Annotated in this window: 17 protein-coding genes; 10 read left to right on the forward strand and 7 right to left on the reverse strand. The window is 77.4% G+C overall.

Features of this window, described 5'->3' with window-relative positions; translation table 11 throughout:
* Nucleotides 1-28: 28 nt before the first annotated feature.
* Complete coding sequence (locus E5225_RS00765) at nucleotides 29-2,569, reverse strand: ABC transporter permease (protein WP_341867944.1); 2,541 nt, start codon at nucleotides 2,567-2,569, stop codon at nucleotides 29-31.
* Between the two features lie 23 nt (nucleotides 2,570-2,592).
* Nucleotides 2,593-3,351: an ABC transporter ATP-binding protein gene (locus E5225_RS00770; protein WP_135972310.1), complete on the reverse strand. Its 759-nt coding sequence runs from the start codon at nucleotides 3,349-3,351 to the stop codon at nucleotides 2,593-2,595.
* A gap of 169 nt (nucleotides 3,352-3,520) precedes the next feature.
* Between E5225_RS00770 and E5225_RS00775 the strand changes: the two genes are divergently transcribed.
* From E5225_RS00775 to E5225_RS00785, 3 genes are read left to right on the forward strand one after another with little or no spacing between them, the layout of a single operon-like run.
* Nucleotides 3,521-4,138, forward strand: a complete 618-nt coding sequence (locus tag E5225_RS00775; RefSeq protein ID WP_135972309.1) for an L-threonylcarbamoyladenylate synthase — start codon at nucleotides 3,521-3,523, stop codon at nucleotides 4,136-4,138.
* 20 nt (nucleotides 4,139-4,158) lie between these two features.
* The gene (locus E5225_RS00780) at nucleotides 4,159-4,653 is read left to right on the forward strand and encodes a TIGR00725 family protein (protein ID WP_243738096.1); all 495 of its coding nucleotides are present in this window, start codon (nucleotides 4,159-4,161) and stop codon (nucleotides 4,651-4,653) included.
* 7 nt (nucleotides 4,654-4,660) lie between these two features.
* Nucleotides 4,661-5,428 carry a uracil-DNA glycosylase gene (locus tag E5225_RS00785; RefSeq protein WP_135972308.1) on the forward strand — a complete coding sequence of 256 codons (768 nt, stop codon included), beginning with the start codon at nucleotides 4,661-4,663 and terminating at the stop codon, nucleotides 5,426-5,428.
* 16 nt (nucleotides 5,429-5,444) lie between these two features.
* Here the strand turns inward: E5225_RS00785 and E5225_RS00790 are convergent, their stop codons facing one another.
* The 3 genes from E5225_RS00790 to E5225_RS00800 all read right to left on the reverse strand — a co-directional run bounded on the left by E5225_RS00790 (nucleotide 5,445) and on the right by E5225_RS00800 (nucleotide 8,037).
* The gene (locus tag E5225_RS00790) at nucleotides 5,445-6,302 is read right to left on the reverse strand and encodes a CPBP family intramembrane glutamic endopeptidase (RefSeq protein WP_135972307.1); all 858 of its coding nucleotides are present in this window, start codon (nucleotides 6,300-6,302) and stop codon (nucleotides 5,445-5,447) included.
* 191 nt (nucleotides 6,303-6,493) lie between these two features.
* Nucleotides 6,494-7,144, reverse strand: coding sequence for an NAD(P)H-binding protein (locus tag E5225_RS00795; protein WP_135972306.1), 651 nt, complete (start codon nucleotides 7,142-7,144; stop codon nucleotides 6,494-6,496).
* A complete protein-coding gene (locus E5225_RS00800; RefSeq protein WP_135972305.1) occupies nucleotides 7,144-8,037 on the reverse strand; it encodes an SDR family oxidoreductase in 894 nt (297 codons plus the stop codon). Before E5225_RS00800 ends, E5225_RS00795 begins: the two co-directional genes overlap by 1 nt.
* 173 nt (nucleotides 8,038-8,210) lie before the next feature.
* Here E5225_RS00800 and E5225_RS00805 point away from each other — a divergent pair, with 173 nt between their 5' ends.
* Together E5225_RS00805 and E5225_RS00810 are read left to right on the forward strand one after the other, a co-directional pair.
* Complete coding sequence (locus E5225_RS00805) at nucleotides 8,211-8,630, forward strand: VOC family protein (RefSeq protein ID WP_135972304.1); 420 nt, start codon at nucleotides 8,211-8,213, stop codon at nucleotides 8,628-8,630.
* 168 nt (nucleotides 8,631-8,798) lie between these two features.
* Nucleotides 8,799-9,689, forward strand: a complete 891-nt coding sequence (locus E5225_RS00810; protein WP_135972303.1) for a dihydrodipicolinate synthase family protein — start codon at nucleotides 8,799-8,801, stop codon at nucleotides 9,687-9,689.
* 69 nt (nucleotides 9,690-9,758) lie between these two features.
* Here the strand turns inward: E5225_RS00810 and E5225_RS00815 are convergent, their stop codons facing one another.
* Entirely contained in the window at nucleotides 9,759-11,087 is a 1,329-nt protein-coding gene (locus tag E5225_RS00815) for an alpha/beta fold hydrolase (protein ID WP_135972302.1), read from the reverse strand.
* 96 nt (nucleotides 11,088-11,183) lie between these two features.
* Here E5225_RS00815 and E5225_RS00820 point away from each other — a divergent pair, with 96 nt between their 5' ends.
* From E5225_RS00820 to E5225_RS17825, 5 genes are all read left to right on the forward strand, one after another.
* Complete coding sequence (locus E5225_RS00820) at nucleotides 11,184-11,594, forward strand: DUF3817 domain-containing protein (protein WP_135972301.1); 411 nt, start codon at nucleotides 11,184-11,186, stop codon at nucleotides 11,592-11,594.
* Between the two features lie 9 nt (nucleotides 11,595-11,603).
* Complete coding sequence (locus E5225_RS00825) at nucleotides 11,604-15,419, forward strand: TM0106 family RecB-like putative nuclease (RefSeq protein ID WP_135972300.1); 3,816 nt, start codon at nucleotides 11,604-11,606, stop codon at nucleotides 15,417-15,419.
* Nucleotides 15,420-15,489: 70 nt separating this feature from the next.
* Complete coding sequence (locus E5225_RS00830) at nucleotides 15,490-16,911, forward strand: glucose-6-phosphate dehydrogenase (RefSeq protein WP_135972299.1); 1,422 nt, start codon at nucleotides 15,490-15,492, stop codon at nucleotides 16,909-16,911.
* Complete coding sequence (locus E5225_RS00835; RefSeq protein ID WP_135972298.1) at nucleotides 16,908-17,591, forward strand: hypothetical protein; 684 nt, start codon at nucleotides 16,908-16,910, stop codon at nucleotides 17,589-17,591. The genes E5225_RS00830 and E5225_RS00835 overlap by 4 nt, the downstream gene beginning before the upstream one ends.
* A gap of 150 nt (nucleotides 17,592-17,741) precedes the next feature.
* Nucleotides 17,742-18,080, forward strand: coding sequence for an antitoxin (locus E5225_RS17825; RefSeq protein WP_243738095.1), 339 nt, complete (start codon nucleotides 17,742-17,744; stop codon nucleotides 18,078-18,080).
* A 112-nt stretch (nucleotides 18,081-18,192) separates the two neighbouring features.
* On the opposite strand, the gene E5225_RS00845 is transcribed toward E5225_RS17825, so the two are convergent.
* A complete protein-coding gene (locus E5225_RS00845; protein WP_425267383.1) occupies nucleotides 18,193-19,575 on the reverse strand; it encodes an MFS transporter in 1,383 nt (460 codons plus the stop codon).
* Between the last annotated feature and the right edge of the window lie 227 nt (nucleotides 19,576-19,802).

Genomic DNA, 19,802 nt, shown 5'->3' on the forward strand with positions numbered 1-19,802 from the left:
TGCGGCGGTGGCGTGCTGGACGGCCCTGCTACTCCGACGCGATCGCGTCCAGGACGCGCAGGCGCGACGCCCGCCCCGCCGGCCACACCGCCGCCAGGACCCCGACCACCGCGGCGAGCGCGACCATCGCGAGCAGCTGGCCCCACGGCAGGACGAGCCGGTCCAGCCCCTGCTCCGCGTAGACGCGCGGCATGGCCGACGCGAGCCCGACGCCCACCGCGAGCCCGACGAGCGTGCCGAACACGGCCGTCAGCACCGACTCGACGGTCACCGTGCCGGCCAGCTGCAGCCGCCCCAGCCCGACCGCGCGCAGCAGCCCGATCTCGCGCGTGCGCTCGATCACCGACAGGGCGAGCGTGTTCACGATGCCGAGCACGGCGATCACCAGCGACAACCCGAGCAGCGCGTAGAGGATGACGAGGAGCTGGTCGACCTGCGCGGCGAGGGCGTCGACGTACTCCTCGCGGTCCTGCACGGACACCACCACGTACGGCGCGACGGCGGCGGCGACGGCGGCGCGCAGGTCGGCGACGTCCGTGCCGGTGGACGCGTCGAGGAACACGGTGTCGACCTGCGGCTCGGGTGCCAGCGCGTCGAGGACGTCGCGCGTGACGACCACCGGCGTGCCCAGCACCTGCGTGTCGACCACCGCCGCGACCGTGAGCTCGCGCGCACCGGCCGGTGTGGTCACGGTGACGGTGTCGCCCACGTGCCAGTCGCCGTCGGCGACCCGCGCGTTGACGACCGCGGACGCGTCGTCGAGGTCGGCGGGGTCGCCCTCGACGACGTCGACGAGGACCGTGCTGCCGAGCACGCCGGGTTCCAGCCCGACGACCACGCCGCCCGGCGCGGCGGTGGGCTCGCCCGGTGCGGCCGAGACCCCCGCGGGCGTGGACGCGACCTCCGCCGCACGGCCGACCTCCGGCAGGGCGCGCACGTCCGCGACCGCGCCGGCCGGGACCGCGCCCGTCGCGGACCGCAGCACCAGGTCGGCCTCGGTCGAGCTCTCGACGACGCTCGCGAGCGACGCCTGCGCCGACGCGGCGATCACCGACACCGCGCCGACGAGCGCCATGCCGACGACGAGCGCACCGGCCGTCGCGGCCGTGCGCCGCGGGTTGCGCGTCACGTTGCCGCGGGCGAGGCGGCCCATCGGCGGCAGCAGCCGCACGAACGGTGCCGCGAGCGCCCCCATCGCCGCCCGGGCCACGGTGGGCGCGGCGACGAGCACGCCGACGAGCACCGCCGCCGCACCGCCCCCGAGCAGCACGTCGGCCGCGCCCAGGGCCGGGCGGGCCGCCGCCGTCGCGACGCCCGCCACGCCCAGCGCGACCACGGCGCCGCCGGCCCACGCGCGCCGCCGCAGCGAGCGCTCGGGTGCGGTGACCTCGCCGCGCATCGCCTCGACCGGCGGCACGAGCGCCGCCGTGCGCGCGGGGACCGCGGCCGCGAGCGCGGACACCACCGTGCCGACCGCCAGGCACAGCACCACGGTGCCGCCCTCGAGCGGCACGTCGCCGGTCAGGTCCATCCCGACCTGCCCCAGCACGACGCGGAGCGCCGACACGAGGCCCAGCCCGCCGAGCACCCCGAGCGCCGCACCCACGAGCCCCACCGCGACGGCCTGCCCGACGACCACGCCGAACACCTGCGCCGGCGACGCGCCCACCGCGCGCAGCAGCGCGAACTCGCGCACGCGCTGGCGCACCGACATCTGGAACGTGTTGGCGATGAGGAACGCGCCGACGAACAGCGAGACGACGGCGAACACCAGCAGGAACGTCGTGACGAACCCGAGCAGCCGGTCGATGTCGGCCTGCAGGTCCGCGCGCAGCGACGCACCCGTCACGACCTCCGCGCCCGCACCGCCCGGCAGGTCGGGCAGTGCCGCGGCCACCGCGTCCACCAGGGCCTCCTCGCTGAGCCCGTCGCGGGCGTGGACGGCGACGGTCGCGACCGTGCCGTCGGGGGCGTACGCGGCCACGCCCGTGTCGCGGTCGAGGAGGACGAGCGTCGCGCCGGCCAGCGGCCCGCCCGCGGAGACCTCGCCGACCACCTCGACCTCGCGCACCTCGCCGCCGAGCACGATGCGCGTGCGGTCGCCGACCGCCAGCCCGGACGAGGCGAGCGTCGCCTCCTCGAGCGCGACCTCGCCGGCCGCCGCCGGGGCGCGTCCGGCCACGACGCGCAGGGCCGGGTCCCGCGGGTCGGCGGCGATGCCGATGCTCGGCGCCTGCGTGGACTGCACCGCGGTGCCGTCGGCGCCGACGAGCACGACCGGCCCGGACACGTCGGGCAGCGCGGCACGCACGCCGTCGACCCGCGCGAGCTCCTCGGCGAGCGCGAGCGGGACGGGGGTGCGCGCGTCGCCGACCGGCCCGGTCGCCCCCGCGCCGCCGGGCAGCGGCTCGGCGCCGCGCACGTACGCGTCCGCCGGCGCCTGCGCGTCGACGATCCCGTGGAACGTGTCGGACAGCATCGCGCGCAGCGCGAACGTGCCCGCGACGAACGCGACGCCCAGCGCGACCGCCAGCACCGACAGCGCGAACCGCACCGCGTGGGCGCGCACGCCCCGGAGCGTGAAGCGCAGCATCAGCGGGTCGGCGCCGGGGGAGCCGCGGCCCGCCGGGTGAGGTCCGCCAGCCGGTCGAGGACGGTGTCCGGCGTGGGGTCGGCCAGCTCGTCGACGACCCGCCCGTCGGCGAGGAACAGGACGCGGTCGGCGTAGGACGCGGCCGTCGGGTCGTGCGTGACCATGACGACGGACTGCCCGAGCTCGTCGACGGACCGGCGCAGGAACGACAGCACCTCGCGCGCCGACGCGGAGTCGAGGTTGCCCGTCGGCTCGTCGGCGAACACGACGGCCGGCCGCGTGACGAGCGCCCGGGCGCACGCGACGCGCTGCTGCTGCCCGCCGGAGAGCTCCGCCGGCCGGTGGCCGAGCCGGTCGGCCAGCCCGACGGCGCGCACCACGGCGTCCAGGTGCGCGCGGTCCACGGGGCGGCGCGCGATGTCGAGCGGCAGCGTGATGTTCTCCAGCGCCGTGAGCGTGGGCACGAGGTTGAACGCCTGGAAGACGAAGCCGATGCGGTCGCGGCGCAGGCGGGTGAGCCGCCGCTCCGACATCGCGCTCACCTCCTCGCCGTCCACGACGACGGTGCCCGAGGTGGGCCGGTCGAGGCCCGCCATGCAGTGCATCAGCGTCGACTTCCCGGAGCCCGAGGGGCCCATCGTCGCGGTGAGGCGGCCGCGCTCGAAGTCCACGTCGACGCCGTCGAGGGCGCGCACCGCGGTCTCCCCGCGCCCGTAGGTGCGGGTGAGCGCCCGGGCGCTCGCGATCGGCGTCGTCACGGGGTCCGGCCCGGCGGGCGGGCGCTGTCGGTCACGGGCCCATCGTCCCGCCGTGCGGGCGCCGGTGCCCGTCGGCGACCTCGGGGTCACGGCCCGCCGCCGGGGTCCTCGTCGGTGCGCGACCGCGTCCGGGCGGCGGCCCGCGCGGTGCGCGCCTAGCCTGACGGGCATGGCGCGCTACTTCGACGTCCACCCGCAGACGCCCCAGCCGCGGGCGGTCGCGCAGGTCGTCGCGATGCTCCGCGACGACGCGCTCATCGCCTACCCGACCGACTCGATGTACGCGCTCGGCACGCGGATGGGCAACCACGCCGGTGCGGAGCGCATCCGGCGCATCCGCCACCTCGACGACGGGCACCACTTCACGCTCGTGTGCGCGGACTTCGCGCAGCTGGGCCAGCTCGTGCACCTCGACAACGCGGCGTTCCGCGCGATCAAGGCGGCGACGCCCGGCCCGTACACGTTCATCCTCCCGGCGACGCCGGAGGTGCCCCGGCGCCTCGCGCACGAGAAGAAGCGGTCGGTCGGCGTGCGCATCCCTGACGACCCGGTCGCGTGCGCGATCCTGCGCGAGCTCGGCGAGCCGCTGCTCTCCAGCAGCCTGCTCATGCCGGGTGCGGACTGGCCCATGACCGAGGGCTGGCAGATCAAGGAGGAGCTCGACGACCAGCTCGACGCCGTCGTCGACGCGGGCGACCGGGGGACGACGCCCACGACGGTCGTCGACTGGACGTCCGGCGCCCCCGAGGTCGTGCGCGAGGGCGCGGGCGACCCGACGCGGTTCTGAGTGGGCCGGTGGGCGGGCCGGTGAGCGGGCTGGGGCGGGTCGCCGGGCGCGACCGCGTGTACGTGGCCGTGGTCGGGCCCTCGGCGCCGACGACCGCGCAGGAGCGGGACGCCGAGGAGGTCGGCGCGGCGCTGGCGCGGCGGGGCCACGTCGTCGTGTGCGGCGGGCGCGGCGGGGTGATGGAGGCGGTCGCGCGCGGCGCCGCGGGCGCCGGCGGGGAGGTCGTCGGGCTGCTGCCGGGCACGGACCGCGCCGAGGCCAACCCGTACGTCACCGTCGCGCTGCCCACCGGCCTCGGCGACGTCCGGAACGCGCTCGTGGTCCGGGCGGCCGACGTCGTGGTGGCGGTCGGCACCTCGTGGGGGACGCTCAACGAGGTCGCCCTCGCCGTCTCCGTCGGCACCCCCGTGGTCGCCATCGGCGGGTGGCCCCTCCCGGACGCGGGCGGGCCGCGGTACGTCCGCACGCCCGCCGAGGCGATCACGGCGGTCGACGCGCTGCTCGGCGACCGCTGACGGCGCGATGACCGCCGCCGACGTGCCCCGCACCGCCGCGGACGTGGTCCGCGCCGCCGGCACCGCGCCGGACCTGGAGACGCTCGACGCGCGCGTCGTCGACTGCTTCGCGTGCCCGCGCCTGGTCGCGTGGCGGGAGGCGGTCGCCGCGGCGCCACGGGCGTCGTTCCGCGGGCAGACCTACTGGGCCCGGCCGGTGCCCGGGTTCGGGGACCCGCACGCGCGCGTGCAGGTCGTGGGGCTCGCGCCGGCCGCGCACGGCGCGAACCGCACGGGCCGCATGTTCACCGGGGACCGCTCCGGGGACTTCCTGTTCGCGGCGATGCACCGGGTCGGCATGGCCAACCAGCCGACGTCCGTGAGCGCCGACGACGGGCTGACGCTGACGGACGTCCGCGTCACCGCGCCCGTCCGCTGCGCCCCGCCCGCCAACGCCCCGACGCCCGAGGAGCGGCGCACGTGCGGCCCGTGGCTCGCGCGCGAGATCGAGGTGGTCGCGGCGCGCGTGCTCGTGGTGCTGGGCGGCTTCGGCTGGCAGGCGGTCCTGACGACGCTCTCCGAGCAGGGCTGGGACGTGCCCCGCCCCCGGCCGGCGTTCGCGCACGGCGCCGAGGTGGTGCTGCGCCGCCGTGCGGGTGCCGGTGCGGCCGACGGCCGCGCCCTCACCCTGCTCGGGTGCTTCCACGTGAGCCAGCAGAACACCTTCACGCGGCGCCTGACGCCGGAGATGCTCGACGCCGTCCTCCTGCGCGCCCGCGCGCTCGCGGACGGCTGACGCCCCCGCCGCGGGGTCACCGGGTCAGGGCGACGACCACGAGGTAGCCGTTGACGACCAGGTGCATCGCGATCGTCAGCGGCACGTTGCGGTACCGGGACCACAGGTACCCGACCGTCAGCCCGAACGACCCCTGCGCGACGAGCGCGGCGGCGACCTCGACGACCGGTCCCTGCCCCTGCCGCGTCCCGACGTGCATCAGCGCGAACACCGCCGTCGCGACCGCGATGCCGCCCCACCGCCCGAGCAGGGCCTCGAGCCGCGTCTGCAGCCACACGCGGTAGAACAGCTCCTCGCCGATGCCCGCGGCCACGGCCGTGGCCAGCGCGGCGGCCACGACGAGCTCCACCGGGTACGCCGAGTAGTCCGGCACCGGCACCCACGGCGCGGCCTGCGAGAGCGCGGTCCAGACGACCAGCACGACGGCCGGCGCCCACCACCTCCACGCACCGGGCGCCCACGCCGCGGACGTCGCCCCGCGGGTGACGGCCACGACCAGTCCCGGCACCGCGACCAGCAGCAGGACCTTCACGAGGTGGTACCACTCGGACCGGCCGACGTCCGCGACGCCCACGACGACCGGGAAGGCCACCGCGCACGCCAGCAGCGCGGCCACCGCCGCCCCGAGCCGCCGCCGGTCGACGACCGCGGGTGCCAGGTCCGGCGCGCGCGGGGGCAGCAGCCGGATCAGCGCGAGGGCGACGGCAGCCGGCAGCAGCACCTGCCAGTACGGGACGACGGGTGCGCCGTCGTCGGCGGACTCCCGCACGCCCGCGGGCGCCAGGGCGAGGAGCGTGCCGAGCGCGACGAGGGCGAGCGCGGCCAGGCCGACGGCGAGCCGGGTGCCGGTGCGGGCGTACGGGGGAGTGGTCACGCGCCGACGGTAGGAACGGCCGACCGCCGGCCGCCTCGTCCGGACGGACGAGGCCGCCCCGCGCGTCTCCGCCGTTCCGACGGCGTTCGGCGCGCCGTCTCCGCACGCGTGCGCGCGCCCCGGTGACGTCCCCGCGCGCACGACGGCCCGGCACCCCGCGGGGCACCGGGCCGTCGGCGTGCGTGCGGCGGTCAGCCCGCCGCGACCGCCTCCGTGATCGGCTGGTCGCCCGCGACGAGCTCCCACTGCTTGCCGACGCTCGCCGGCTCCGCCAGCACGGCCGCGATCACCGCCGCGACGTCGGAGCGCGACACCTCACCGCGCGGCACGCTCGTGCCGAGCAGCACGCGTCCCGTGGCCGGGCCGTCGGTCAGGCCGCCCGGGCGGATGATCGTCCACGCGAGGTCGGAGGCGCGCAGGGCGGCGTCCGCGTCGCGCTTGGCCTCGACGTACGCGCGCCACACCTCGCCGGTGTCGTCCGGCACGGGCTCGTCGACGCCGATCGCGGAGACCTGCACGAACCGCTGCACACCGGCCCGCTGCGCGCCGTCGATCGACTTCAGCGCCCCGCCGAGGTCGACCGTCCTCTTGCGGTCCGCGCGACCGTCGGCGCCGGCACCCGCCGCGAAGACCACGGCGCCCGCGCCGGCGAACGCCGCCGCGAACGCGTCCGCGTCCTGGCCCTCGATGTCGAGCAGCCGCGGCTCCACGCCGGGGCCGCGCAGCTCGTCCGCGTGCTCCTGCTTGCGCACGAGCGGGACGACCTCGTCCCCCCGCTCCGCCAGCAGGGGGATGAGCGCGCGCGCGACCTTGCCGTGCCCGCCGACGATCGCGACCCGCATCAGGCCAGCTTCCCGCCGGTGGCGACGATGCGGTCGCCCGTCACGTAGCTCGACTCCTGCGACGCGAAGAACACGAAGGCGGGCGCCATCTCGGCGGGCTGCCCGGCGCGGCCGAGGGGGGTGTCGCCGCCGAACGAGTCGACCTTCTCCTCGTCCATCGTCGCGGGGATCAGCGGGGTCCAGATCGGGCCCGGGCAGACCGCGTTGACGCGGATGCCCTGCTCGGCGAGCTGCTGCGCGAGGCCCTTGGTGAAGTTGAGGATCCCGGCCTTGGTGGTCGCGTAGTCGAGCAGGCCCGGGCTCGGGTCGAACGCCTGGATCGAGCTCGTGTTGACGATCGTCGAGCCGGGCTTCAGGTGCGGCAGCGCGGCCTTCGTGATCCAGAACATCGCGTACAGGTTGGTCTTGAAGACGCGGTCGAGCTGCTCGGTCGTGATGTCGGCGAGGCCGCCGGCCTGGTTCATCTGGAAGGCGGCGTTGTTCACGAGGATGTCGAGGCCACCGAGCTCGTCGACGGTGCGCTGCACGAGGTCGGTGCAGAACTGCTCGTCGCGGATGTCGCCGGGGATCGCGAGGGCCTTGCGGCCGGCCTCCTGGACGAGGCGGACGGTCTCCTGCGCGTCGTCCTCCTCCTCGGGGAGGTACACGATCGCCACGTCGGCGCCCTCGCGCGAGTACGCGATGGCGACGGCCCGGCCGATGCCCGAGTCCCCACCGGTGATGAGCGCCTTGCGCCCGTCGAGGCGGCCGGAGCCGCGGTACGTGTGCTCGCCGTGGTCGGGCTCCTGCGGCATGTCCTCGGTGCGGCCGGGGTGCTCGATCGTCTCGCCGGTCTGCGCCTCGGTGCCGGGGTACTGGGAGCGGGGGTCCTGGTTCGTCGTCTGGTCAGCCATGCACTCCATCGTCGGGAGCGAGCCGCCGCGCCGCACGCCGAGCCGCCGCACGGGGCCGACTTCATCCGTCGGGAGAGAGGTCGCGGCCGACCAGGGTGTCGACGCGGGCAGGGGTGTCGGGCCACGCTGGTAGCACGGCGCGGGCGCCGCGCCACCGTCCTGGGGAGGCCACGGTGCAGGTCCAGTTCGTCGCAGGGTTCGGTCCCATCACGCAGGACGCCGGCGCGGCCGGCGCGTTCTGGGCGGACGCACTCGGCATCCCGTTCCAGGAGCCCGCGCCCGGGTACTTCCGCAACGACTCGTTCTCGGGTGTCGGCTCGTTCGCGCGGTGGCCGCTGAGCCAGGCGGCGGAGGCGACCTTCGGCAGCCCGGACTGGCCCGTCGACCTGCCCGTGCCGCAGGCCTGGCTCGAGCTCGACGTCGCGTCCGCCCAGGCGGTCGCCGACGCGGTCGCGGAGCTGCGCGCCGCCGGCCACGAGGTCCTCGTCGACGCCCACGAGGAGCCGTGGGGCCAGACGACGGCGCGCATCCAGAGCCCGGAGGGCGTCCTCGTCGGCATCACGTACACCCCGTGGATGCACCGCGAGCCCTGACGCCCGCCACCGACCCGATCTCGGCGTCGGCCCGACCCCGGCCGTCGACCCCGGAGTTCCTCAGCACCTTCGGGGCCGCGTCCTGAGGAACTCCGGCGTGGCCGGCCTGACCCGTGGGACCGTGGGGCGCCGGCGCCGCGACCGGCGCCGCACGACCCGAGGAGACCCGTGTTCGCCGGTGTGAGCGCCTTCCCCCTGTCCCCGCTGCACGACGACCGGGTGGACGCCGACGCCCTCGGGCGGCTCGTGGCCGGCGCCGCTGCGGCGGGCGTCGACTCGGTGGGCGTGCCGGGCTCGACGGGCGTCGCGCAGTACCTGACCCGCGACGAGCGACGGCGCGTCGTGGTGCGGGCCGTCGCCGAGGCGGGTGACGTGCCGGTGCTCGCGGGGATCGGCGCCCTGCGCACGTCGGACGTGCTCGCGCACGCGCACGACGCCGCCGAGGCGGGGGCCGCCGGCATCCTCCTCGTCCCGACGTCGTACCACCCCCTCACCGACGACGAGGTGGTCGGCCTGTACGCCGACGTGACCGAGCGCGTCCCGCTGCCGCTCGTCGTCTACGAGAACCGCCGCACGACGTCCGTGGCGTTCACCGACGACCTGCTCGCTCGCGTCACCGCGCTGCCGCACGTGGTCGCCGTGAAGGTGCCCGGCGCGCCCGGCGACGTCGCCGACGTGACCGCCCGGCTCGCGCACCTGCGGACGGTCGTGCCGGCGCACGTCGGCATCGGGATGTCCGGCGACGCGTTCGCCGCGACGGCGCTCGTGGCCGGGGTGGACACGTGGTGGTCGGTGCTCGCGGGCGTGCTGCCGGGCACGGCCGTGCGCCTGGCGCGGGCCGCCCGGGACGGGGACGCGGCGACGCTGTCCGCGCTCACGGACGCGCTCGCCCCGCTGCTCCACCTCGTCGGCCCGCGCGGCGGCGTGCGGGTCGCGGCGGCGCTGGCCGAGCACCGCGGCCTGGTCGACGGCCCGTGCCTGCCCCGGCCGCTGCACGGCCTCGACGCGGCCGAGCGGGCGACGGCCGTCGCGTCGGCCGAGGCGGCGGAGCGGGTCTGACGCCTCCGCCCGGGTCGCGCGAGTCTGCTGAGCAGGTCCGGCGCCTCGGGCCGGGTCGGCGCCGGGGCGTCAGGGGTGCCGCGTCGTCGCCCGGACCACGGCGGTGACGGCCGTGCCGACGAGCCGGGACGGGCCGCGCCGCGGAAGGGCGGCCAGCCTGTCCGCGAGGGCCGGCAGCCGGGGCACCGCACCGACCGCGGCCGCGTGCGCCGCGTGCAGCGCCGCGCGACGGTGCGTGTCGAGCGCGCTGTGGCCGGTGGCGGCGAGCGGCACGAGGACCGCGCCCGGGACCAGGTCGACGACCCGCTCCGCCACGGGCCGGGGCGTGCGCAGGTCGCGCTCGCCGGACAGGACCGCCGTCGGCCAGGCGAACGCCGGCAGGGCCGCGGGGAGGTCGGTCGGTCCGGGCCGTGTCGGCGACGCACCTGCCGGGTCGTCGTGGCCGACGGTGACCGCAGCGTCCGCCGCGGCGTCGGCCGTGACGGTCTCCCGGGCCGCATGCCGGGCCGCCGCGTCGGCGAAGGTCAGCTGCGGGTCGAGCGGGCCCCCGTCCGGCGGCAGGCCGAAGCCGACCTCGTCGTACATGATCCCCGCGACGAGGTCGGGCTCCATGACGAACGGCACCCCGGCGCCCTCGCTCTCGCCGGCGCCGAGGGACGCGACGCGGTCCCACACGGCGCGGAGGCGGCCGGCGCGTCGGGCGAGGAGCAGACGGTGCAGCACGTCGGGACCGGCGAACTCGTGCACCACCTGCACGACGTGCGCGAGCTCGGCGGCCGGCACGTCGTCCGCCAGGGCGTGGACCGCGGCGGCGACGCCCGCCAGGGCCGGGTCGTCACCGTCGCGCAGCGCGCCGTCCCAGAGCAGGCGGCGCCGGTGCCGGCGGGACAGCGCGAGGTCGTCCGCGGGGGCGAGGACGGGGGAGTCGAGCACCATCGCGGCCACGCGGTCGGGGTGGCGCGCGCCGAACGCCTGGGCGACGTACGTCCCGTAGGACGCGCCGTAGAGGACCGCGCGCCGGACGCCGGCGTCGTCGAGCACCGCCGCGAGGTCGTCGACGACCGCCGCCACGGTGACGGCCGACCGCGGCAGCTCCGCGCCGGACGCGTCCCGGCGGGACAGCCCGATGCCGCGGTGCTCGACCATGAGGACGTCGAGCCCGCGCCGGGCGGCGTCCGCGCGGAGCTGCACGTACGGCAGGACGGACGCGAGACCGGGACCGCCGGGCAGGACGACGACGGGTGGCACGTCGGCGCGCGGCCCCGTGCGGACGTACGCGAGCGGGAACGTCGCGTCCGACCCGCCGCCCACCGGCCGGTCGACCGTCCGCCCGTCCCGCCCGAGCACCTGCCGCGCCGCGCGCTCGGTGCCCGGCGCCGTCGTCCGCTGCGTCGTCATGACTCCCGCAACGGGCGCGCGGCGCCGCGGGTTCCGAGCAGCGCGCTGCCGTGCGGCACGATGGGCGCGGCCATCCCCCGAGCCAGGAGCGACCGCATGCCCCCGCCCCCCGCCACGACCACCGGCACGACGACCGCCACCAGCACCGCCGCGCACCCCGGCGCCGCTCCGAGCAGGACCGGACGCGCCTTCGCCGTGGTCGCCCTCGTCGAGGCCTGCACGTGGGCGGGTCTGCTCGTGGGGATGGTCCTCAAGCACGTCACCGAGACGACCGAGCTGGGGGTGACCGTCTTCGGGCGGCTGCACGGCGGCGCGTTCCTCGTCTACGTGGCCGTCGCGCTGGTCGCGGCCGTGCGGCTGCGGTGGCCGTGGTGGGTGACCGGGCTCGCGCTCGCGGCGGCCGTCCCGCCGCTGGTCACGCTGCCGCTGGAGCGGTGGCTGCGGCGCACCGGCCGGCTCGCACGGCCGGTCGGGCCGCGCGGCGGGGCTGTCGGTGCCGGCACGTAGCCTCACCGTGTGATCCTGCTCGACGACGGCACGCTGACCTACTCCGCGAGCGACCTGACGGCCGCGGCGGAGTGCGAGTACGCCGTGCTGCGCGCCCTCGACGCCCGGCTGGGCCGCGGCCCGGCGGTCGTCACCGACGCCGACGCGATGCTGGCGCGCGTCTCGCACCTCGGCGACGAGCACGAGCAGCGGGTGCTGCGCACGCTCGTCGACCGGTACGGCGTGTGGCGCCCGGGCGCCGCCGGCGGGGTCGCCGCCGTCCCGCGCCCGCGCGACCCCGAGTCGCGCGCCGACCTCGAGGCCGCCCACGTCGCGACGCTCGACCGGGTCGCCGGCGGCGCCGACGTGCTGCACCAGGCGGCGTTCTTCGACGGGCGGTTCGTCGGGCGCGCGGACTTCGTCGTGCGCGAGCCCGGCCCGGACGGCGACGTGTGGAGCGTGCGGGACGCGAAGCTGGCCCGCAACGCCCAGCCGACGGCGCTGCTGCAGGTCGCCGCGTACGTCGACCAGCTCGACCACGCCGGGGTGCCCGTGGCGCCGGAGGTCGTCCTCGTCCTCGGGGACGGGGCGACCGCGACGCACGCCGTCACCGACCTCGTCCCCGTGTACCGGGAGCGTCGGGCCCGGCTCGAGGCGCTGCTGGACGCGCACCGCACCGCCGACGCACCGGTCTCCTGGGGCGCGCCGGACGTGGCGGCGTGCGGCCGCTGCGCGCTGTGCGTCGCCGAGCTCGAGGCCCGGCGCGACCCCACGCTGGCCGCCGGCGTGTACGAGCGCCAGCGCACGCTGCTCGCCGCGGCCGGCATCACGACCGTCGACGCGCTCGCGGCCGCGCCGGACGACCTCGCGGTCGAGGGCCTGAGCCCCGCGCAGGTCGCCCGCATGCTGCGGCAGGCCCGCCTGCACGTCGAGCTCGAGGCCCGCAACGCGGACCCCGCGCACCCCACCGACGTCCCGTGGGCGGTGCCGCACCCCGACCGCATCGCGGAGCTGCTGCCGGCCGCGGACCCGGGCGACGTGTTCTTCGACTTCGAGGGCGACCCGCTCTGGTACGACGCCGCGCTCGCCGGTGAGCCGGACGCGTGGGGCCTGGAGTACCTGTTCGGGGTCGTCGAGGCCCCGGAGACGCCCGGCGCGGAGCCGCGGTTCGTGCCGTTCTGGGCGCACGACCGCCGGCAGGAGAAGCAGGCGCTGCGCGCGTTCCTCGACTACCTCGCCGAGCGCCGGCGCCGGTTCCCCGGCCTGCACGTCTACCACTACGCCGCCTACGAGAAGGTCGCGCTGCTGCGGCTCGCCGGCCGGCACGGCGAGGGCGAGGCGGAGGTCGACGGGCTGCTGCGCGAGGGCGTCCTCGTCGACCTGTACGCCGCCGTGCGCGCGGGCGTGCAGACGGGCCAGCGGTCGTACTCGCTGAAGAAGCTCGAGCCGCTGTACATGGCGGAGGGACGCGGTGACGGCGTGACCAACGCCGCCGACTCGATCGTCGAGTACGCCGAAGCCGTCGCCGCGCGCGACGCCGGGCGGGACGGTGAGTGGCGGGACCGCATCGCCGCGATCGCCGAGTACAACCGGTACGACTGCCTCTCCACGCTCGGACTGCGCGACTGGCTGCTGGCGCGCCTGGGCGAGGCGGGCCTGGAGCCGCAGCGTGCGGCGGTGCTCGACGAGGAGGCCGCCGCCCGCGCCGCCGAGCTCGGCGAGCCGGACCCGCTCGAGGACGGGCTCATGGCCGTCGCCGGGCCGGGACCCGGCGAGGGCGTCGTGCGGCCGCCCGGCCGGCAGGCCGTCGCGCTCGTCGCCGCCGCGCTGCGCTACCACCAGCGCGAGGACAAGCCGTACTGGTGGGGGCACTTCGACCGGCTGAAGGCGCACCCGTCCGACTGGGCGGAGCGGCGCAACGTGCTGCTCGCCGACGAGGTCGAGGTGGTGCAGGACTGGGACAGCCCGACCGGGCGGCAGGTGCCGCGACGCGTGCTGCGCATGACCGGACGGCTCGAGCCCGGCAGCGACCTGCGCGCGGGGGCCAAGGCCGTCGGCCTGTACGACGCCCCGTTCCCGGCGTGCATGAAGTCGTCCGCCGACGGCCCCCGCGGCTGGTGCGAGCGCATGACCGTGCTCGACGTGGGCGCCGTCGAGCGCGGGGGACGCGTGCGCGAGGTCCTGCTCGTCGAGGAGACGCGGCCGAAGGGCTCGGAGGCGTTCGACGCGCTGCCGATGGCCCTCGCGCCGTCGTCCCCGATCCGGACGGAGACCCTGCGCAGCGCCATCCGCGCGCTGGCGGAGGACGTGGCGACCGCGCTCGGCGTCCCGGCCGGGGACGGTGCTGCGGACGGGGCGGCGCTCGCCCCGGCTGGCGGCGACGTGCGCCTCCCGGCGCGTGCCGTCCTCGACCTCGCTCGGCGGGTCCCGCCGCGCACGCGCTCCGGCGCACCGATCCCGCCCCTCGACGACCCCGCGGATGCGGTCGACGTGCTCACGCGCGCGCTGCTCGACCTCGACCACTCGTACGTCGCCGTGCAGGGCCCGCCCGGCACGGGCAAGACGTACACGGGGGCCCGGGTCGTCGCGGAGCTGGTCCGGCAGGGGTGGCGCGTCGGCGTGGTGGCCCAGTCGCACGCGGTCGTGGAGAACATGCTCGGTGCGGTCGCCGGCGCGGGCGTCCCCGCCGACGCGATCGCGAAGAAGGCGCCCGGTGCGCAGGACGGCCGCGTCGCCGACCCGGAGGCCCCGTGGACGTGGGTGCCGGACAAGGCCTTCGCGGGGTTCTGGTCCGCGCACCCCGGCGGTGCACCGGGCGCCGGCGCGGTGCTCGGCGGCACGGCGTGGGACCTCGCCAACGCCGGCCGGCTGCCGGGTGCGCCGCTCGACCTGCTCGTCGTCGACGAGGCGGGCCAGCTCGCGCTCGCGACGACGTTCGCGGTCGCGGGCGCGGCCCGGAACCTGCTGCTGCTCGGAGACCCGCAGCAGCTGCCGCAGGTCAGCCAGGGCACGCACCCCGAGCCGGTCGACCGGTCCGCCCTCGGCTGGCTCACCGACGGGCACGACACGCTCCCGCCGGACCTCGGCTACTTCCTGCCCGTCACGCACCGCATGCACCCCGAGCTGTGCGCCGCGGTGTCGACGCTGTCGTACGCGGGCCGGCTCGCCGCCGCGCCCGCCGCGGCCGCGCGGCGCCTCGACGGCGTCGCGCCCGGGGTGCACGGCGTGCTCGTCGAGCACGCGGGCAACGCGGTCCGCTCGGTCGAGGAGGCGGACGCCGTGGTGGCGCTCGTGCAGGACCTCGTGGGGCGCACGTGGCGGGACCCGTCCGCGGGCACCGGCGGTGCCGAGCGCCCGCTCGACGCGCAGGACGTGCTCGTCGTCGCGCCGTACAACGCGCAGGTCTTCACCGTGCGGCAGGCGCTCGACGCGGCCGGGCTGCAGGGCACGCGCGTCGGCACGGTCGACAAGTTCCAGGGCCAGCAGGCACCGGTCGTCGTGGTGACGACGGCCGCGTCCTCGCCGGCGCAGGTGCCGCGCGGTCTCGACTTCCTGCTCGACCGCAACCGGCTGAACGTCGCGGTCTCGCGCGGGCAGTGGGCGGCGTTCGTCGTGCGCAGCACCCGCCTCACGCACGTGCTGCCGCGCCGGGCGGAGACGCTCGAGCGGCTCGGGGCGTTCATCGGGCTGACCACGCGCAGCGTCGTGCCCGTTCCCGGTGGCTCGGGACCCGACGGCGCGGCATCCCGCAGCACGGTGCCCGAGGGCACGGCCCCCGGCGTGAACGTGCCGCACCCGGTCGCGCCGCCCGACGCTGACCGCGCGCCCGTCGGCAGCGCGTCGTAGCGTCGGGGCGTCCACGACCTCCCGCCGCGCCCGCCGCCCTCGCGCGCACCGTGGCCCGACCCCTCCGGAGATGGTGCCCGTGCCGTCCGACCGCCCCCTCGTCCTCGTCCTGCACGGCGCCCGCGGCGACCTGTCGCGGCGCATGGTCATCCCGGCGCTCGCGACCCTCGACGCGCGCGGCCTGCTGCCGGAGCGGTGGGCCCTGGTCGGCACGGGCCGCAACGACCTCGAGGTCGAGGAGTTCCGCGACGTCGTGCGCGAGTCGCTCGCCGAGTTCGGCGACGACGAGTCGCGGCACGCGCTCGACGACGTCCTCGAGCACGTGGCGTGGTGCCGGGACGTCAGCGAGGAGGACGACGACCCGGGCACGCTGCCGGACGCGCTCGCGGACCTGCGCGAGCACCTCACGGGCGACCGTGCCGGCGACGTGCTCGTCATCCACTACCTCGCCGTCCCGCCCGAGTCCTTCGTCCCGCTGACCCGTGCCCTCGACCGGCACGGGCTCGCCGAGGGCATCCGGATCGTCTACGAGAAGCCGTACGGCACGTCCCCGGAGTCGTTCCGCGAGCTGGACGAGGTCGTGCACGAGGTGTTCGACGAGGACCAGGTCTTCCGCATCGACCACTTCCTGGGCAAGGAGGCGACGCAGAACCTGCACGTCTCGCGGTTCGCCAACGAGCTCATCGGCGGCGCGTGGGACCGCCACCACGTCGCCCAGGTGCAGATCGACGTGCCGGAGACGCTCGGCGTCGACCAGCGCGCGGAGTTCTACGACGCGACGGGCGCCGCGCTCGACATGCTCGTCACCCACCTGTTCCAGGTCGCCGCGCAGGTCGCGATGGAGCCGCCCACCGCCCTGGCGTCCGACGACCTCGCCGCCGCGCGCGAGGACGTCATCACCTCCTTCCGGCCGCTCGACCCGCGCGAGGACGTCGTCCTCGGTCAGGTCGAGGGCTACCAGGGCATCGAGGGCGTCGCCGACGACTCCCCGGTGGACACGTACGTCGCCGTGCGGATGTGGGTCGACACCGACCGCTGGCGCGGCGTGCCGTTCCTGCTGCGCACGGGCAAGCAGATGGCCGCGTCCGCGCAGCAGGTCACGCTCGTGCTGCGCGCGCCCGACGAGCTGTTCGGCGAGCAGGTCGGCCCGAACCGCCTGGAGTTCTCCCTGAAGGGCGGCGGCGAGGTCCGGCTCGTGACGACCGTGAAGAAGCCGGGGCCCAACCTGGAGCTCACGACCGGTACGGTGCGGCTCTCGCTCGACGACGTGCCGGGCGCGTCCCTGCCCCCGTACGCGGGACTCCTGCAGGACGTGCTCGTCGGGGACCGCACCCTGTTCACCACACCCGCGGGCCTCGACGCCGCGTGGCGGGCGTTCGAGCCGTTGCTCGGCGACGACCGGCCGGAGCCGCTGCCGTACGCCCGCGGCTCGTGGGGGCCGGAGGCGGCCCGCCGGCTGGCGGAGCCGCACGGGTGGGTGCTGGGCGAGTGACCACGACCGACGAGCGCGAGGACGGACCGGTGGACGAGCGGGTGGACCAGCAGGTGGACGAGCAGGCCGACGACCAGGTGGACGAGCGGGTGGTGCCGGAGCGGGACGAGCGGTCCGGGCAGCCGGCTGCCGAGCCGGCGATCGGCAGCGCGGCGAGCGTTGAGGAGGCGTTCGACCGCGTGCGGGAGGAGCTGCACGCCGAGGAGGCGCGGCTCGCGGCCGAGCTGGAGCGCAACGACGCCGAGGCGCGCGCTGCGGTCGACGCGACGGTCGCCGCCGTCAAGGAGGACCTCGCGACGCAGGCCGAGCGGGTGCGTGCCGCCATCGCGGAGCAGCGTGAGGCCGTCGCCGCCGAGGGCGAGCGGGTCAGCGCCGAGCTCGACGCACAGGCCGACGCCGAGGCGCACGCGGCGCAGGGGCCCGACCTGGGCGCGCCGGACGTCGACGCGCCCGACACCGACGGGGCCGACGCCGACGCGCGCGACACCGACGTGCTGCCGGCCAAGCACGGGTCGGTCGAGCACGAGACCTCGGGTGGGGACGACGAGGGCACCGGTACAGAGGTCCGCGTCGAGGACGGCGAGGTCACCGAGGTGCGGACCGAGACGGTCGAGGACGAGGCCGATGACGACCGGGGCGGTCCCGGCGAGGACGTCCGGGACGAGGACGTCCGCGCCTGAGCCGCAGGCCGCCGCTCGGCTGTACCGCCGCCGGGCCGTAGCGCTGTCCGGCCGGGGGCGGCGCGCACGTGCCGTGCGGGGCCGCCCCCGGCAGACTGGGCGCGCGACGTGCCGACCGGCGCGCGCACGCAGACGGACGGAGGACTGACCATGGGACTCGGTGATCTCGTCGGCAGGGCGAAGGGTGCGCTGGCCGGCCGCGAGGACCAGGCCAAGGCCGCGCTCGAGAAGGCGGCGGGCATGGCGAAGCGCCGCACGGACGCGCGCACGGACGCCCGCATCGACGGCGCCGTCGACAAGGCCGGGGCGTTCCTCGACCGGCAGAAGCCGGCGGGCGGCACGGGGCACGGCACGACGGGCACCGGCGCGGCCGGCCACGGCACGACCGCGCCCGGCACGACCGGCACCGGCACGACCGGCACCGGCACGACCGGCACCGGCACGCCGGGCCCGGCGGCCCCTGACCCCCGCGACGCCCCCGGCCGCTGACGTCCCGGCCGCCGACGTCCGCGACCGCGGCGCCCGCCGACCCGGACGTCGGCGCGCACGGACGTCCGCGCCCGCGCACGCGCCGTCCGCGGGCGCGCCCGGGCGCACGGGGTCACGCGTCGAGCGACTCCCCGCTGCGCTCGGGGAGCGCGAGCGCGCCCGACGCGGCGACGACGAACACCGCCGCGAAGATCGTGAACAGCAGCGCCGTGCCGCCGGCCTCCCGCAGCGGCGGCACGGCGAGCGGCGCGAGGATCGACGCGGTCCGCCCCACGCCCGCCGCCCACCCGGCGCCCGTGGTCCGCACGGGCGTCGGGTACAGCTCGGGCGTCACGGCGTAGAGCGCGCCCCACGCGCCCAGGTTGAAGAACGACAGCAGCAGGCCGGCGCCGATGATCGCGACGTCACCGGACGCGACGGCGAACAGCCCGGCGGCGACGGCCGACCCGGCGAGGAACGCGGCGAGCGTGCGTCGCCGGCCCCACGTCTCGACCAGCACGGCGGCGACCGCGTACCCCGGCAGCTGCCCGAGCGTGATGATCAGCGTGTACGCGAACGACCGGACCAGCGTGTGCCCGTCGGCCGCGAGCAGGGACGGCAGCCAGATGAACGCGCCGTAGTACGAGAAGTTCACGGCGAACCACACGAGCCACAGCGCGGCGGTCCGCCGGCGCAGCGCCGGGGCCCACAGGGCCCGGAGACGCGCACCCCCCGGCGGGCCTGTGGGGGCGTCCGCGGGCACCGCCGCGCGCGGGTCCGCCGTCCGCGCGTCGCCCGCACCCGCCGCCGTCCCACCGGCCGACGGTGCCGCCGCCGCCTGCGCGTCGCGCACCTGCGCGCCCGTGCGCCCGTCCCCGCGCACGACCGGTGACTCCTCGAACGAGCGGACGACGGCGTCGGCCTCGGTGTGCCGTCCGCGCGCGACGAGGAACCGCACGGACTCGGGCAGCCCGCGCCGCACCACGACCGCGTAGACGGCGGGCAGCGCGCCCAGCGCGAGGGCCCACCGCCAGCCGTCGTCGCCGACGGGCACGACGAGGTAGCCGATCAGCGCCGCGAGGATCCACCCGACGGCCCAGAACGACTCGAGCACGACCACGGCCCGGCCGCGGATGCGGGGCGGCGCGAACTCGCTGACCAGCGTCGACGCGACCGGCAGCTCGGCACCGAGCCCGAGCCCGACGACGAACCGCAGCGCGATGAGCGCACCGACGGACCACGCCAGCGCCGACGCGCCGGTCGCGACGCCGTAGACGAGCAGCGTCAGCGCGAACACCTGCCGGCGCCCGATCCGGTCGGCGAGCAGCCCGCCGAGCGCCGCGCCGATGGCCATGCCGAGGAACCCGGCGGACGCGACCCACGACAGGGTCGTCGTCGGCGTCCCCCACACCACGGCCAGCTTCGCGATGACGAACGAGATGAGGCCGACGTCCATCGCGTCGAAGGTCCAGCCGACGCCGGAGCCGAGCAGCAAGCGCACGTGCCGGCGCGTCACGGGCAGCCCGTCGAGGCGTGCGGTGGTGCCGGCCGCGGCGCCCGAGGGGGCGGTCGGGGGCAGGGGGCGGGCTGCGGGTCGGGCACGACGCCTCCTGGGCGGCGGGCGCGCGGCGGGGGCGCGGCGCGAAACGGTGCTGAGCGGGACGGTGCGGGGCGGTGCGGGGCGGTGCTGCGTGGGACGGCGGGGGCGGTGGCGACGGGCACGCGGCCCCGGCCGGCGGCGGG

The organism is Cellulomonas shaoxiangyii (assembly GCF_004798685.1).
GTDB classification, from domain to species: Bacteria; Actinomycetota; Actinomycetes; order Actinomycetales; family Cellulomonadaceae; genus Cellulomonas; species Cellulomonas shaoxiangyii.